The organism is Paenibacillus sp. FSL R7-0272 (assembly GCF_037969905.1).
GTDB classification, from domain to species: Bacteria; Bacillota; Bacilli; order Paenibacillales; family Paenibacillaceae; genus Paenibacillus; species Paenibacillus polysaccharolyticus.
The window spans coordinates 3,110,357-3,127,074 of record NZ_CP150221.1 but is presented as its reverse complement, the minus strand read 5'-3'; the positions used below and the strand labels follow the sequence as shown (position 1 = coordinate 3,127,074).

Below are 16,718 nucleotides of genomic sequence, written 5' to 3'. Positions count from 1 at the left end.
GTATCATAGCATAGACTGTAAAATATGTTAAGGATAAATATGGGAAAAAGGAATTTATACATTTTTTACATCATACAATTCTTCAGGCAATGACAGAACAAAAGGTGACCAGTCTTTCGCCGTATAGAGATGCAACCGATGCATCGCGCGAGTACAAGCCGTGTAAAGAAGCTTGCGGTCATATTCTTCCCCATATCGAACTGCGGAGGCATCATATACAAGCACTGCATCGAATTCTACACCCTTGGCGAGGTAGACGGGAATGACCATCACGCCTTTTTCAAACTGCTCCGTGTCTTTCGTAATCAGCCTTAGTCCCTCTACACCGACCTCTCGCAAACATTCATATGCAAGGTGACTCTCGGCTGCCGTTTTGGTTATGATCGCAATCGAACGAAAACCCTCTTTTTGAAGCGCCTCAACGTCAGATCGAATGAACTCATCACGCTCGTTCTCTCCTGCCTCCACCCGGATTAAAGCCGGCTTCTGGTCCCTTCTGTCAAAAGCAACAATCTCATCACCGCCCGGTAGCATCGCCTTCGTGAATTCAACAATTTCACGAGTTGAGCGATAGCTCTGTACTAGCCGAATAAGCGTCGTTTCTTTGTCCCCATATAACGAAATTAATGGCGAATCAGTAGCGGCAAGTTCTGTCGCCTGCATATAGATCGCTTGCCCGAAATCACCTAGTACCGTCATGCGGGCACGAGGGAACAGCTTTTTGAGATATTCATATTGAAATGCCGAGTAATCCTGACCTTCGTCGACGAACACATGACGGATATCCGTGTTGATTCGTACCCCTTCGATGATTTCTTTTACATATAAATATGGGGTAGCGTCTTCATGGAACAGCTTGTTCTGACGCAGCATATCTTTGGTTTGGGTACAGATTTCATCCCAGTGAGGTGGAACTGTCGCTCCATTCGTACGTTCTTGATAGGCTGCGGAATCTACAAATAGTTGTTCATAGGCTGATTGTACATTGACGAATTTGAACTTTCGAACACGCTGTCTTAGAGGCTTGAACGTTTGCTTCACTATTTTTCGTCGTAGCAATTCTTCTTCCCGCTCGCCAAAATCGAAAGCACCTTCATCCAGATCAGCACGCTTGCTTGCATTCTCTCTTGCCGCATACTGCTCCGCCACTTCGAACACAGCCTTTTCCTTGTGCAGCTTACCGTACGCATCCGTGTAGTCGTCCGTATCGAGATAATTCAACTCTTCCTCCACCCAGTCCGCTTGTCGTTCCTGTTGCTCTAGAACAGCCAGCTGTTTCAGCAACCATTCCTGCAATAACAATATGCGGCTTGGCAACGGAAGATGGACGTCATACGTTGAAAATTGTGCCTTCATCTGAGCTGAAGTAATGAACTCCCGTTCACGGAACCGGATGCCGATAAAGTTTAACCCCTCACGCCCCAGCCATTCCCCATAGTTCTTCAAAGCTTTCATAAATTCCGCGGATGCTTTATAGCGAATGCCTTCCATACGAGCAGTGTAATCTGGTTCCGCACCAGCAGTAAGTACATACTCGATCTGATCAAGTGGATCTTCCGGACTAAAGCTCGATCCGAGCCAATAATTCAAGTATTCCTGAAACGTCGTCTGTTGAATGTTCTCTTCACCTAGCTCTGGCAAAACGGTCGAGATATAACTCGCAAACATCGGATTTGGCGAAAAAAGAACCATCTGATCTGCCTTGATCGTCTGGCGATGTTTATATAATAGATAGGCCACTCGCTGGAGCGCAGCGGATGTCTTGCCGCTACCTGCGGCGCCCTGAACAATCAGCATTCGGCTGCGATCATCACGAATAATGGCATTCTGTTCCTTTTGTATCGTTGCTACAATGCTTTTCATCTGAGAATTCGCACCTTTGGAGAGCACTTCCTGGAGCATGGCATCCCCAATGGTTTCACTAGCATCAAACATGCCCAGCAACTGACCATCCTGAATTTGAAACTGACGTTTCAGTTCAACCGTCCCCTCGATTTTCCCCATAGGTGTCTCATAATCTGCCGTACCGGAGCCATAGTCATAATATAGACTCGCGATCGGCGTACGCCAATCATAGATGAGAAAATCCAAGCCTTCCTTGTCTGTAAAAGAAGACACCCCAATGTAAATTGGCTCCGTAAAACCAAGACCCTTTTCCTTGAAATCAATACGTCCGAAGTAAGGTAAAGGCAACAAACGATTTACATTTTTCCACTGCTGTACTAATAACTTATGCCCACGTTCTCGTTCAGCCAACACTCTCGCTTGCTGATTAATGGTATAAAAGGCTTCTTCAAAATCCGTGTATGAACCCGTATTAATCGTGACTTCTTCCCAGAAACGTTTACGAATTTCCGTAGCCTGATCCGCAAGACCTTCAACTTGGGGTTCAAGTTCAGCAAGTCTCGCCTGCAGTTCATTTCGCACGTAAGCCAATCTTTCTTTTTCCAATTGCCATTCGTTCGTTTCTGTCATATCTTTAACCACACTCCTCAGTCCATTTTTTTGGAGAAAAAAAGCGCGTTGACAAACCGAAGAATCCGATGTATGATTAATTTAGGAGAAAAAATGATACATAAATTACATATTCAACGAAATCAACTGCGCTCATGATTATATCACAGCGTATTTTTGCGTTCAATCTTTTTTTTATTATATTTACGGTCATGATACCTCTGCATATCAAAGTTTCAACATTTAAACGATAGCTCCACTCTCTTTAAAGCCCTTTGGTCTGTTCCAAGGGGCTTTATTTTATTAGGTGCTCTACGTTTCTATACGTAAAAGAGTGCTACTCCCATTTTGATCGGATCAGGCAAACTTTTGATTGAAATGAACTACAGTTTCATTAGAGAATCATGACATAATAGAACAGAACACAGCCATCCTATTAGATATGTGGAATACGTGGCAACTTGGAGAAGAAAGGAAATGTGATTACGATGGAATACGTTAAACTTGGTAATACAGGACTCGATGTCTCGCGCTTTTGTCTCGGATGTATGGGATTCGGGGACGCCAGTAAATGGGTTCACGAGTGGGTGCTGAACGAAGAAGACTCCCGATCCGTGATTCGCAAGGCACTGGATCTTGGTATTAATTTCTTCGATACAGCCAATATATACTCTCTTGGTACGAGCGAGGAATATCTGGGACGGGCTTTGAAAGACTACGCAGACCGTGATCAGGTCGTGATTGCGACCAAGGTTCATGGCCGAATGCATGAAGGCCCCAACGGCTCCGGGTTGTCCAGGAAAGCCATTTTAAGTGAAATCGACAAAAGTCTGAAACGACTCAAAACGGATTATGTGGATCTATATATCATTCATCGCTGGGACTATAACACACCTATAGAAGAAACAATGGAAGCACTCCATGATGTGGTGAAGTCCGGGAAAGCCAGATATATTGGAGCTTCCGCCATGTTCGCATGGCAGTTCCAGAAAGCATTATATACAGCGGAGAAAAATGGCTGGACCAAATTTGTTTCCATGCAGAACCATTTGAACCTGATTTACCGTGAAGAGGAACGGGAGATGCTGCCACTTTGCAAAGAGGAAAAGATCGGCGTTACGCCATACAGCCCACTCGCTTCCGGCAGGTTAACAAGAGATTGGTCGGTGACGACGCATCGCTCTAAAACGGATATGATTCAGAAATCAAAGTACAATGCCACAAGTGACGCGGATCGCATTGTTGTCGAACGGGTGGCGGCTATTGCCGAGAAGTATGATGTGCCTCGTACACACATAGCGCTGGCATGGCTGTTACAGAAAGAGACCGTGACTGCTCCGATTATCGGCGCAACGAAACATTCACATCTCGATGTTGCCTTGGGCGCACTGTCTATGAAGCTTAATTCAGAGGACATCGCTTTTATGGAAGAGCCTTATATTCCCCATCCTGTCGTGGGCGCACAGTAAACAACATTGATGGAGCACAAGAAACATATTTATGATCTATCAACGATAGGTACCGTGGCATACGGTCTTTAAAATGTTATCGTAACAACAAATAGCCCCTCCTTTCCATATGCGGAAATAGGGGCTATTTGCTAATACATCAGTTTTATTTATTCAAAGGCGAAGGCGTTAACTGAACTCCTTCCCCTCTGCTCTGTTAAATGGTGCTTGTATCAATAACAAAGCGATATTTTACATCTGAAGCGAGCACACGTTTATATGCTTCATCAATCTGATCTGCCGAAATGACTTCAATGCTAGGTGCAATATCATGCTCGGCACAGAAATCAAGCATTTCCTGTGTCTCACGTATGCCGCCAATCATGGAACCTGCGAATGAACGGCGGTGACCAATCAACGCAAATGCATTGACGGGGAGTGGCTCTGGCGGAGCTCCTACATTGACGAGTGTACCGTCCAACTTGAGTAGCGAGAAATAAGCGTTGATATCAATGCTTGCACTTACTGTATTAATGATCAGGTCTAATGAGCCTGCGAGCTTTTCAAATGTTTCCGGGTCGCTCGTTGCGTAGTAATGATCTGCGCCAAACTGCAACCCGTCTTGCTTTTTGCTAAGGGATTGAGAAAGAACCGTAACCTCAGCTCCCATCGCATGTGCGATTTTAACTGCCATATGACCAAGGCCACCCATCCCTACGACTGCGACTTTCTTACCCGGGCCAGCGCCCCAGTGATGTAGTGGAGAATAGGTTGTGATTCCGGCACATAGCAGCGGTGCAGCAGCATCCAGCTCAATATTGTCAGGAATGCGCACTACAAAATCCTCGGTTACCACGATATGTGTGGAATAACCGCCTTGGGTTGGCTCACCGTATTTGTCTACTCCTGCATACGTTGGAATATTACCTTTCAGGCAGTATTGCTCTTCTCCTTTACGGCAATTCTCACATTCGCCGCAAGAGTCAACCATACATCCAACGCCTACGCGGTCGCCTACTTTATATTTTGATACACCACTACCTACTTCAGTCACAATACCGGCAATTTCGTGTCCCGGTACGAGTGGATAATTAACGGGTCCCCACTCCCCATGAGCGGTATGAATGTCCGAGTGGCAGATGCCGGCAAACTTAATCTCAATTAATACATCCGTGGTATCCAGATCACGGCGGTTAATCTCTGCGGAACGGAAGGGTTTATCGGGTCCATCCACGGCTCTAGCTTTAGCTGTAATCAATAGTATAACCTCCTCATGATTTTGGAATCTTCTTTATCTTACGCCCTATAGTTAACTCTAGGTCAAATGTTTTAATCTACTTTTTTCAAAAAAATTGCTCGTTTTGACATCACTCCAGGCCGCATGATAGAATTCACTCGCATCAACGAGAGCCCTTTACCATACAAGGTTTAATCTCGATCTGATCTAGAACTGAAAGGAACAAACTCGATATGACCTATTCCATTAGTGAAGTCGCTAAAAAATTGGATCTGACTGTGTATACATTGCGCTATTATGACAAAGAGGGACTCATGCCCTTCGTCGAACGTAATTCGACCGGAACGAGACAATTCAAGGACTCCGATATTGATTTTCTGAAAATAATCCAATGTCTGAAAGCTACCGGAATGCCGATCAAGGATATCCGGGAATTCATAGCCTGGTGCTCGGAAGGTGACGCAACCTTGCATCAGAGGTATGACATGTTTACCGAGCGCAAAGCCAGCGTCGAGGCTCAAATGGAAGAACTTCGGAGAACAATGGAAGTTATTGAGCATAAGCGCAGTTATTATCAGCAGGCCATCGAAGCTGGAACGGAGAACATTCATAAAACTACACTGGCTCCTAAGCCTGAGCACGCAGCAAGCTCCTAGAGTTAAACGAAAGGATTTCATCCTATGTCTAAGCCATTTCAGCAGCAGTTAGATGAACTTGCCAGACTTATTCATCAGCACACGGTCAATGAAGGGGTCCATTCAACCGAACTTCCCTCCCTTTCTCTGATTCGTGAATCTGACATCACTGAACCGATTTTCAGGTTGAACGAAGCTTCTTTTTGTATCGTCGTCCAGGGTCAAAAGGAAATGTTGCTGGGACAAGAACGTTTCCAGTACGGACCTGGCAGCTATATTGTAGCTACGATGGATTTGCCTGTAAGCGGCCAAGTCATAGAGGCTTCGCCTGTCGCTCCTTATCTCGCATTAAAGCTTGAATTCACAGGCAGTGAAATTTTGGAGGTAATTCAGCATACCCGTCTCTCCCCTAATTCGAACGATACAAACGATGTTACCAGACGAGCCATGTATGTGAGCAAAACTTCTCCAGAGCTGCTGAATGCCGTGATCCGATTAGCTCAGTTGCTTGAAGGGGATGCGGAGGATATCTTCATGCTCTTTCCATTGTTTAAAAAGGAGATTTTGTACAGAGTACTCAAAGGACCTCAGGGCAGTGCGCTGAAGCAGATGGCACAAGAAGGATCTCACGCGTACCGTATTCGTAACGTGATTGAACACATGGTGACACATGTTAGTCGGCCCGTCCGGATTGAAGAACTGGCAGAGCTGGCGAATATGAGCCAGGCTTCCTTCCATCGACATTTTAAAGCAGTCACTGCGATGAGCCCGCTTCAGTTCATCAAACAACTGCGGCTACAAGAAGCACGTCGTCTCTTAATGTCTCAAGCTGTAGACGCATCAGAGGCTGCTTATCAGGTTGGATACGAGAGCCCGTCACAATTCAGCCGTGAGTATTCACGCATGTTTGGTTGTCCGCCAATGGAGGATATTAAACGTTTGAGAGGCAGTACGTACTGATTTCATCTCCAGAAAATAATCCCGTTCCACGTAAAGAGACTCACACCTAAACGGTGAGAGCCTCTTTTTTTTCTTCGTTCCATTTGCTCTAAAATACAGTCTGCCTGCCCGAAACTACTTGGATGCCGAAAGTAAGCTATCCGTAATAAATTTAAGCTGTCCTTCCAACGATACCGGATCGTTATACGTATCAGACGATGGATCTAGCTGAAATACATGATTGGCTTTGACAGCCGGGAGGTTCTTCCATAACTTATTTTCGTAAATCTTTTTGGAATCACTCGTGTCCCCGGACCACGGGCTGGTGAAAATAATGTCTCCTGCATAATCCGGCAGCACTTCTATCGAGATGGAAGCCCAGCCTGTTCCGCTATCAATAGCTTCCGCTTGAGCCTTAGTTGGTGCTCTCAGTCCAAACTCACCATAAATAATCTCTCCCCCGCGGCCATAGTTATGACCGAAGACATACAACCCTTTATCATACGGATTCAGGATCGATACGGTACGATTACCTACAGCTGCTTCTACCTTCGGTTTCAACTCGTTAATCTGAGCTTCCCACTTGCTTATCCAGGCCTTAGCTGCTTCTTCCCTGTTTGTAAGTTTGCCCATCTCCAGCATTAAGTCTTTGTAGTTACGTTTACCGTACTCAATCTGAACTACAGGTGCAATCTGTGACAGCTTGTCGATGCCTTCTGTACCTGTGTACACAATAAACAGATCGGGTTTCAAAGCAAGCAGTTGCTCCGGTGTTGGCGGCTGATCACCTAAATCTGCTGTTCCTTGTGCAGCAAGCTGCTCTTTAATGTATTTGTTGTTCATTGCACCTGTAGTTGCCCCCACCACTGGAGCATCCAGTGCGACAAAGTATCCCGTAGAGAAGGCCGTCAGATCCACAATCCGTTTAGGATTTTTCGGCACTTTCACTTCACCAGCATCAGACTGGAATGAAACCATCTCATCTTCTGCACCTGCTCCTGTGTCTGTCGTACCATCTGAATTGTTACTGGTTTTGCTTCCCGCATCTGAAGATGCATTTGTCTTAGCTGCTCCATCTGTCGCTTCTTTATTTGAAGCAGACTGACCACAAGCACTCAAGATCAGCATGAACACCAGCGCCATCATCATCCATATTGAACTTCGTTTTGTGCTACGCAAAAATAACCCCACCTTTAATGTATTGGATTCTACGAATCAAATGATATTGATAATCGTTATCAACGATATCACGACTTTAGCCTTTTTACAATACAAGTTTAATATATTCAATCCAAACTTCGTCTATTAAGTGAAAAAAGAGAATATACATCCCATTTCCACTGACAATTTCATTCCAAACTTGCCATCTAGTAAGTTAAAAGGCTATCATCATTAGAGTGGATAGAGAGATTTAACAAAGAGAATGATTTTAGAACATGATTTTTGAGAATGTAGAGAAATGTTTCAAGGAGGACAAGATGGATCAGATTATACTGTGGTTAAAGTACTTTTTTTTGGGTATCGTTCAAGGGGCAACGGAGCCGATTCCGGTCTCCTCCAGCGGTCATTTAATTATTGCCCAGCGACTAATGGGACTGAAGCAAAATGGCCTTTCGTTTGAAATTTTGACGAACACCGCTTCATTAATTGCCATTGTTTTTATTTTTCGGGAAGACATCATGAAGCTGATTACCGGTGGATGGGGTTACTTAACAACTCGTAAACCGGAATATCGGGCAGACTTTATGTTTTGCTTATATATTGTCATCGGTACGATTCCAGCTGCCGTTGCTGCTGTGCTGTTCAAAGATCAGATTGAGAGCATCTTCTCATCCGTTTATACGGTTGCAGTAGCCCTGCTAATTACAGGTGTAGCTCTCTGGCTTATTCGTAATCTTCGCGGCCGCAAACAGGACGGCGATCTGAAGATGAAAGATGCTGTGCTGGTTGGGCTCGCTCAGGCCGTTGCACTTATTCCGGGCATCAGCCGTTCGGGTGCTACCGTTATTTCGTCCATTGCAGTAGGCATGAAACAGGAAACAGCGTTAAAGTTCTCCTTTATGCTCTACATTCCGATCAGTATCGGCGGTGTGATTCTGGGTGCTTCAGATATAGCGCATGATCCTAACCGTGCTCAGCTTGCTATTCCTTACCTGATCGCGTTTATCACGACGCTGGTTGTTACCTATTTCTCGATGAGATGGTTTATGGGCATTATGGCCCGAGGCAATCTGAAGTATTTTTCATATTACTGCTTTGCGGCAGGAACATTGTTACTTATCTTTTTATAAAAAGGATCTCTATACACAGCAAAGGGACAACCATGGCGGTTGTCCCTTTTATTCTATAATCCCAAACGCTCCACTTTGATGCTGAGCTTACGGTTTGGCATATTGCAAAATGGCGATTGCCGCTTGTACTCGCAGTCCTTCATCTTTGCTCAGCAATGCCTCTTGAAGTACTTGCAGCGCGGTATCAATCGTGGATTGCTCAACTCGTGGAAGTGTGTGATCATGTGTTAACGTTTTGATTGATTCTGGTGCTACCCGCTGAGTTTCTTGGTTCAATGCTGTCCCAACACTCACCGCTGCATCGCTATTCCCCCTAAGTACTTGATCCAGCCTCGCCTGCTTTACAGGAAACTTAAATTGGGCAACAACATTGGGTTCTTGCAGCAAAGTTTGCATGTGTTCATTAATATCCTCCAGCGGTACCCGTCCAAGCCAGGTTACACCCCTGCGGTGGCATATTAAGTCTTCGCTTGTGCCAATGGAGTCGTCATAATAGTAATCGCCGAGGTCTCCGACATACATCCAATCCTCATCCTTAATCACAACATAATCCCCGTCACTCATCGCGTCTGCAAACAGCTGGATCGTCTCCAAAACGTCGCCTGAATTATCCGCAATAATTCCATAGGTTTGCTCCAACAGTTCACGTAATTCCTCCGATGACGCCTGCTCCAGATCGCCAAGCGCTGACCACGGGATGCCGATATAGTTATCCTCCAGAAAACTTTTCACTTTACTGACTCCACCTACAATCGACTGCACATAAAACAGATTCACGGATGCCGCCTTCCCTTCCTTCTTGCCATAAGCTTAGTTAACCATTGGAACGCTCCTATGTCTACTTTCATAGCAGATTATCTTCCTTCAATGGCGGTCACTGCTTCAAATCACCTTCGCTATCTCACCTTCCCTATCAAACCTTTCCCAATTAACTCTCTTATCCTCACTCCTCTATCTTGTTAGTCTCCCCCTGTTATAGCCCATAGCTATAGCTGGATATAATTTAATGGAATTACTTAATAACCATACTTCTGTGATACCTTGTTGTTAACACATTGCAGAGGGGTTATGGCAAATGACAAAAAGCAGCGTATTGGGATACCCGCGAATCGGAGCCGATCGGGAATGGAAAAAAGCACTTGAGGCCTTCTGGTCAGGAAAATTACAAGAAAACGAACTCCACGCGAGATTGCAAGAAATTCGTTTAGATCATTTGCGCAAGCAACAAACCAAAGGTATCGATCTGATCCCAGTGAACGATTTCAGTTATTATGATCATATTCTGGATACAGCCGTGATGTTTGGTATTGTGCCAAAACGCTTCGCTTATACCGGAGGCGCTGTGCCTCTCTCCACCTATTACGGCATCGCCCGTGGGACGAAAGATGCCGCAGCCAGTGAAATGACCAAATGGTTCAATACGAACTATCACTATATTGTACCTGAACTGAATGATGCTTCGCCTATTTTAACCGAGAATAAACCGCTGATCGCATACCTTGAAGCCAAAGAGAAGCTCGGCATTGAAGGTAAACCGGTCATCGTTGGACCGCTGACCTTCCTGAAGCTCTCCAAAGGCTATGATGCCTCCGAAACGGACGCTTGGCTGGATCAGCTACTTCCTCTCTACACTCAGGTGCTGCAAGAACTTGCGGACGCTGGCGTACAGTGGGTACAGATTGATGAGCCGATGCTCGTAACGAAATTGAATGATGCGGATCTACAACGCTTGAACAAAATCTATACCGCTTTTGAATCCGCAGTTCCTGGCTTAAATATCTTGTTACAAACCTACTTCGAATCCGTTGAAAACTACAACGAAATCATCAGCTTGCCAGTTCAAGGTATCGGTCTTGATTTCGTACATGGATTGGAAGGTAACTTGCAATCTATTCAAACGAACGGTTTTCCGGCAGACAAAGTGCTGGGTGCGGGTATCATTGATGGACGCGGCATCTGGAAAGCGTCCCTTCAAGACAAGCTGACATTACTCCAGACGCTTACTTCACTCGTTAACCCTGAAAGGTTAATTGTGCAATCCTCCTGCAGCTTGCTGCATGTACCTGTCACAACAGCACGCGAAGCTAAACTTGCTGCTGAGCTCAAAGATGCACTTGCATTTGCTGATGAAAAGCTGGATGAGATCGTTATTTTGACCCAAGCAATCCGCAGCACTGATGCGGACATCACCGCTAAAATTAAAGACGCCGAGCAAAAACTACAGGCATTGCAAAGCTCCGGAGATCGTAACCGCAAAGCCGTGCAGGAAGCCGTTGCTTCCATCCGTGTACAAGAGCCTAACCGCTCACGTCCATTTGCCGAACGTCATGTTGCCCAGCAAGAAAAGTGGCAATTGCCTCTCTTCCCAACGACAACGATTGGCAGTTTCCCGCAATCCACGGAGGTTCGAAAAGCTCGCCAACAATGGCGCAAAAACGAGCTGAGCAATGAACAATACGCTTCCTTTATCCGCGATCAGATTGACAGCTGGATTAACATTCAAGAAGAGATTGGTATTGACGTGCTGGTTCACGGTGAGTTTGAACGCACCGATATGGTCGAATTTTTCGGCGAGAAGCTGGCTGGATTTGCCTTTACGCAATATGGATGGGTACAGTCCTACGGATCACGTTGCGTGAAACCACCTGTTATTTTCGGAGATGTCGAATTTGTAGGTGAAATGACGGTTGAGGAAACGAAGTACGCACAGTCGAAGACAGACCGCCCTGTTAAAGGTATGTTGACAGGCCCGATCACCATTATGAACTGGTCCTTTGTACGGGATGATATTGAACGGGAAACCATCGCGTATCAATTGGCGTATGCACTCAGACAAGAGGTTGAAGCGCTCGAAAAAGCAGGCATTGGCATGATTCAGGTGGATGAACCTGCCGTCCGTGAAGGCCTGCCGCTCAAGGAGAATAAACAAGCCGATTATCTGGATTGGGCCGTCAAAGCGTTCCGCATTACGACATGCACCGTACAGGAAACCACCCAAATTCATACCCATATGTGCTATTGCGAATTCCACGATATGATTGGCTCTATCGAAGCAATGGATGCCGATGTCATCTCCATCGAGACTTCTCGCAGTCATGGTGAGCTGATTCACAGCTTTGAAGAGAATACGTATGAGCTCGGTATTGGACTTGGCGTATACGACATCCATAGCCCGCGTGTACCAAGCGTGGAAGAAATGAGTAACATGATTGACCGTGCTTTGCGTGTGCTCGATCCGAAACTGTTCTGGATTAATCCAGACTGCGGCCTGAAAACCCGCGGACAGGAAGAAACCGTGGCTTCACTAAGAAACATGGTAGATGCTACCCGGATTGCCCGAGCGAAGTACAATGCTACTCCTGTTCTGAACTAGATAAGCTAAGCCGAAAAGATGATTTATATGTACGTACGTTTCAATAAAAGATTAACTTAATCAGTATAGTCTCTGTTTTGTTCTAAATAGAAAGACTGAAAAAGCCGCAATCCTGATCATGCAGGATTGCGGCTTTTTATAGTATTCTCCCTGTTCAGAGGAACCAGATTAAACTTTGACTGTATACATCAATTCTTTTTCAAGAATATGGGTACGACCAGCTGATTCCACATCGGTATATTGATGCATGTTTGTAATAATGACCGGCGTAATCATGCTGTAACCCGCTTTTTCGATCTCTTCACGATCAAATTCCATCAATAGGTCGCCTACGGATACTTTTGCTCCAGCCTGTACCTTTGGCGAGAAAAATTGGCCTTTCAGCTTTACCGTGTCAATCCCGATGTGAATCAGCATCTCTGCGCCAAGATCACTTACGAGACCAATAGCATGACCACTCTTGGAAACAGAGAATACTATGCCGTTAACCGGGGAAACTGCACGTCCTTCTGAAGGTTGAATGGCAAATCCTTTACCCATCATTTCTTCTGAAAAAGCAGGATCTGGAACCGCGCTAAGTGGCTTAACCTCCCCACTGATTGGGCTGAATATTTGTTCATCCTGTAATTTAATATCTTCAGCTACTACATTAGTCTCTTCAGTTACTACAGGTATAGTTCCAGACGTTGCTGATGGTGCAGGTACGTCTTCCTGGAAGCCCAGAATATAAGTAATGACGCTAGCTACAACGAATGCAATTAAAGCAGCAATCAGTGCATATAGCAGGTTACTAATGTCTGGACCCACATATGAGGCAGCTCCCGGAAGACCTACTGTGCTAATGAAATAGGCTTTAACCGAAAAGGCTCCCAGAAACGCTCCAGCGACTGCGCCCCCAATGAGCGCTGCAATAAATGGTTTTTTGAATTTCATGTTAATGCCGTACATGGCAGGCTCCGTAATCCCCATAAGAGCGGTCAGTCCTGTCGAATAAGAAAGTGATTTGGTATCGGTGTTTTTAGACTTGAAGCCAACCCCAAATGCAGCACCACCCTGGGCCATATTAGCTGCGAACATCAACGGAATGATAAAATCGTAACCAAGTGTTGCAATCGAACCAACTGCAAGCGGCAACAGTGCATAATGCATGCCTGTAATAATCAGTACAGACATTGTGCCACCAATCAAAATACTTGCAAAAATGGATGCGTTATCAAATAACCATCTGATACCTCCAGATAAACCGTTTCCAATAATACCACCCAGTGGTCCGATCGCGATCAAGGTTAGTGGTACCATGATAAGTAACGTTACCGTTGGTACAATAATCATTTTGAGTGAAGCATGCGTAATACGGTCTATCGCTCTCTCCACGTAAGCAGTGATCCAGATTGCGATGACGATGGGAATAACCGATGAAGCATAGGATGTAGCAATAACTGTAATCCCTGCAAACGATGTATTCCCCCCTTGAAACAAGGCTCCAATGGTAGGGTGCATAAGACCAGCCGCTAAGGCAGCTCCTACATAAACATTGCTACCCATTTTCTTCGAAGCACTAACGGCTAGAAGTATAGGCAGGAAGTAGAATGCACCATCGCCAACGGCGGATAAAATGATATAGGTTGAACTTGTATTCGTCATCCAACCAACAGCCACCAGAATGGATATGATCCCTTTGATCATACCTGCGCCAGCAATGGCTGGCAGGATTGGCGTGAACATGCCCGAGATGAAATCAAACAATGCGCTAATCGGATTCCTTTGTTTCTTTTCGCTGTTTGGAGCACTCTCTGCGCTAGGCTTATTGCTCATATTGTTCATTAGTGCTTTGTACACTTCGGAAACTTCATTGCCAATAATCACCTGAAACTGTCCGCCGTTTTCCGTTACACCCATAACGCCAGGTGTGTTTTTCAACGTAGTTTTGTCAGCTTGATTGTTATCGTTCAGATTGAATCTGAGTCGAGTCATACAGTGTGTAACTTGTTCGATATTCTTTTCCCCACCAACCAGTTTGATAATATCTTTGGACAATTGTTGTTTATCCATGTTGTAAGGCTCCTTCGACGTAGAATAAGGTATTCTCTGACCATGGACGCGTCTGGCCAGATATAATAGAAGTGCGAAACATATGTTATAACGTCATGTTACTCAGAACAGAGAAGAAAATATATATGATTTAAGTGTTTAGTTTGCTTTGACACGAAATGATTTTTGTTACAAAAGTGTAACACGTTGTTTCCAAATCGTAGGTAATATATACTGTCTAAGCAGGCTACTTATTATTTTGACTATGGTCTAAGGAGTGCATATTTATGTTCACCAGTGAGCAAATCTCATCCTATAACGATTTAGAACTATCTTTATACAACTATATTTCTCAGAACATGGAAAAAGTGGCTTACATGCGTATTAGAGAACTGGCCAATGAAACTCATGTATCTACAGCCACCATTCTGCGATTTTGTAGAAAGAATCAATGTGAGGGATTTTCCGAATTTAAAGTAAAACTTAAGATGCTCGTTTCCCAAAAAGATAAATTAACGAAGCAAGAGTTGAAAAGTCCTCATCATGCCGTGTATGCGTTTTTTGAACATTCTCAATCTCCTGAATTGGTGGAAAAAATTTCGGCAGCAGCGAAATTAATTGCTACAGCAAGTAATGTCATTTTTATTGGTATCGGAAGCTCTGGAGTAATGGGTGAATATGGAGCTAGGTTATTTTCAAATTTAGGGATATTCTCTATGTACATAAAAGATCCTCATTATCCTATTCATACGAGAATTCAAAAAGACAGTATTACGATTGCTTTGTCTACGCGAGGTGAAAACCCATATGTTCAACCTTATCTCGAGCGGATCAAGCAGGATAAGCATAAAATTATTGCAATTACAAATAATCGCCAATCTACCATGGCTAAAATTTCAGATGTATGTATTCCATATTATGTAAAAGAAGAGTATCTCGGAAGTATTGACCTCACTACACACACACCTGTTATTTTCTTATTAGAATGGCTAGGCAAAGAGGTTTACAATCTTATTGCAAAACTAGAATAAGAGTTATAGTGGAGCATCCATTCTTTCTAAATTTACGTAAACAAAAAGAGAGTCATTTCGACTCTCTTTTACGCTGCTATAGTTCTCAAATGAATGCTTACTTTAAGCTCTTTCCATTCCTTTTTTCTTCCGTGTTGCTGCAATTTGTGTCATGATCATTAGAATGATGATCACCATCATTCCAATCATAGCAGGTGTGAAGCTATGTGAAGCATCATGAATCCAGCCTAGCAATATTGGACCCATCGCTCCAATCACATATCCAGCAGATTGCTGCATCGCTGACCAAGAAGTAGCATCGTTCACATTGGTTGTAGAATCAATCGGTAACATCAGGTTTAAAGTGAACAAGCCCCCTGCCCCAACTCCAAAGAGTATAACGGAAACCATCGGCATGAAATTCATCATCAATAAAACCAACCCAACAATCATGAACAGAGATTCACCAACCAACCATACTCTTCTTGAAGGAAAGTTCTTCAATAATACAGGAAGTACAAAGCTAATCGGAATTTGGATGACAACAAATATGGTCAGACAAAACGTTGCATAGGATTTGCTATACCCCATTTCCTGAATCATCAACGGGAGCCACGCTGTAAAAGAATAAAACAACATCGCCATTAATCCAAATGAGAGCGTAATCGTCCATGCTCTTCTATTTCCCCAGGGAAGTTTAATTTGCGGACGTTCTTTTATTCCACTCACATGAGCAGATTCAGATCGCGGCTTCACCATGATCCACCACATGATCGCTGCTACAAAGGCAACTACTGCCCACCCTCCTACTGCGATCTGCCAAGAATTGAAATATGCCTCTAAGGGAATGGATACCATTGAACTGCCCGCAGCCCCTACAGTGATTGCAATACTATAGAGTGCAATCATAGATGGAACATGATCGGGAAAATACTTTTTTATAAAGCCTGAAGTTAACGGGCCAATCGAAGCGATCCCGATACCTACGATCAATGCAGATAAAAGTAAAACGGACGTAGACTGTGTAAATAGCCGAGTGGCTATTCCGATTCCCACCACAATCAGGGAATATCCAATGATTCGCTCTATTCCCCATCTCCCACTTGCTTTGACGGCAAAAGGTGAAAATACGCCCATACATAATACAGGTATTGACGTTAGCAAACTGGCTAGTGCAGCGCTCATCCCCAAATCTTCCCGAATCGTATCTAGCAGTGGAGATATGGAATTAATAGCTGGGCGCAAATTCAATGTAGCAACAAATAATGCAATAATTAAAAATATACTTTTTTTTCTCATC

At 44.4% G+C, this 16,718-nt stretch carries 12 protein-coding genes; 6 read left to right on the top strand and 6 right to left on the bottom strand.

Going from position 1 to position 16,718, the window contains the following annotated elements; genetic code table 11:
* Positions 1-54 precede the first annotated feature (54 nt).
* Positions 55-2,475: an RNA polymerase recycling motor HelD gene (gene helD, locus MKY23_RS13860; RefSeq protein WP_339838928.1), complete on the bottom strand. Its 2,421-nt coding sequence runs from the start codon at positions 2,473-2,475 to the stop codon at positions 55-57.
* A 467-nt stretch (positions 2,476-2,942) separates the two neighbouring features.
* Here helD and MKY23_RS13855 point away from each other — a divergent pair, with 467 nt between their 5' ends.
* Entirely contained in the window at positions 2,943-3,923 is a 981-nt protein-coding gene (locus tag MKY23_RS13855; RefSeq protein ID WP_154889195.1) for an aldo/keto reductase, read from the top strand.
* Between the two features lie 196 nt (positions 3,924-4,119).
* Here the strand turns inward: MKY23_RS13855 and MKY23_RS13850 are convergent, their stop codons facing one another.
* A complete protein-coding gene (locus MKY23_RS13850; RefSeq protein WP_154889198.1) occupies positions 4,120-5,160 on the bottom strand; it encodes an NAD(P)-dependent alcohol dehydrogenase in 1,041 nt (346 codons plus the stop codon).
* Between the two features lie 212 nt (positions 5,161-5,372).
* Here MKY23_RS13850 and MKY23_RS13845 point away from each other — a divergent pair, with 212 nt between their 5' ends.
* Positions 5,373-5,795 carry a MerR family transcriptional regulator gene (locus tag MKY23_RS13845; protein ID WP_090915837.1) on the top strand — a complete coding sequence of 141 codons (423 nt, stop codon included), beginning with the start codon at positions 5,373-5,375 and terminating at the stop codon, positions 5,793-5,795.
* Positions 5,796-5,819: 24 nt separating this feature from the next.
* Positions 5,820-6,734 carry an AraC family transcriptional regulator gene (locus MKY23_RS13840; RefSeq protein ID WP_154889200.1) on the top strand — a complete coding sequence of 305 codons (915 nt, stop codon included), beginning with the start codon at positions 5,820-5,822 and terminating at the stop codon, positions 6,732-6,734.
* A gap of 114 nt (positions 6,735-6,848) precedes the next feature.
* Here the strand turns inward: MKY23_RS13840 and MKY23_RS13835 are convergent, their stop codons facing one another.
* A complete protein-coding gene (locus MKY23_RS13835; protein WP_339838922.1) occupies positions 6,849-7,892 on the bottom strand; it encodes an ABC transporter substrate-binding protein in 1,044 nt (347 codons plus the stop codon).
* Between the two features lie 299 nt (positions 7,893-8,191).
* Between MKY23_RS13835 and MKY23_RS13830 the strand changes: the two genes are divergently transcribed.
* Positions 8,192-9,004: an undecaprenyl-diphosphate phosphatase gene (locus tag MKY23_RS13830; RefSeq protein WP_090915833.1), complete on the top strand. Its 813-nt coding sequence runs from the start codon at positions 8,192-8,194 to the stop codon at positions 9,002-9,004.
* An 87-nt stretch (positions 9,005-9,091) separates the two neighbouring features.
* On the opposite strand, the gene MKY23_RS13825 is transcribed toward MKY23_RS13830, so the two are convergent.
* Positions 9,092-9,781 (bottom strand): hypothetical protein, encoded by a 690-nt coding sequence (locus MKY23_RS13825; RefSeq protein WP_154959030.1) that lies wholly within the window; start codon positions 9,779-9,781, stop codon positions 9,092-9,094.
* A 298-nt stretch (positions 9,782-10,079) separates the two neighbouring features.
* Between MKY23_RS13825 and metE the strand changes: the two genes are divergently transcribed.
* A complete protein-coding gene (gene metE, locus MKY23_RS13820; protein WP_339838919.1) occupies positions 10,080-12,377 on the top strand; it encodes a 5-methyltetrahydropteroyltriglutamate--homocysteine S-methyltransferase in 2,298 nt (765 codons plus the stop codon).
* A gap of 168 nt (positions 12,378-12,545) precedes the next feature.
* Here the strand turns inward: metE and MKY23_RS13815 are convergent, their stop codons facing one another.
* Positions 12,546-14,429: a beta-glucoside-specific PTS transporter subunit IIABC gene (locus tag MKY23_RS13815; RefSeq protein ID WP_339838916.1), complete on the bottom strand. Its 1,884-nt coding sequence runs from the start codon at positions 14,427-14,429 to the stop codon at positions 12,546-12,548.
* Positions 14,430-14,695: 266 nt separating this feature from the next.
* Here MKY23_RS13815 and MKY23_RS13810 point away from each other — a divergent pair, with 266 nt between their 5' ends.
* Positions 14,696-15,439 carry a MurR/RpiR family transcriptional regulator gene (locus tag MKY23_RS13810; protein ID WP_154889211.1) on the top strand — a complete coding sequence of 248 codons (744 nt, stop codon included), beginning with the start codon at positions 14,696-14,698 and terminating at the stop codon, positions 15,437-15,439.
* 102 nt (positions 15,440-15,541) lie between these two features.
* Here the strand turns inward: MKY23_RS13810 and MKY23_RS13805 are convergent, their stop codons facing one another.
* Positions 15,542-16,717, bottom strand: coding sequence for an MFS transporter (locus MKY23_RS13805; protein ID WP_154958626.1), 1,176 nt, complete (start codon positions 16,715-16,717; stop codon positions 15,542-15,544).
* Position 16,718 lies beyond the last annotated feature (1 nt).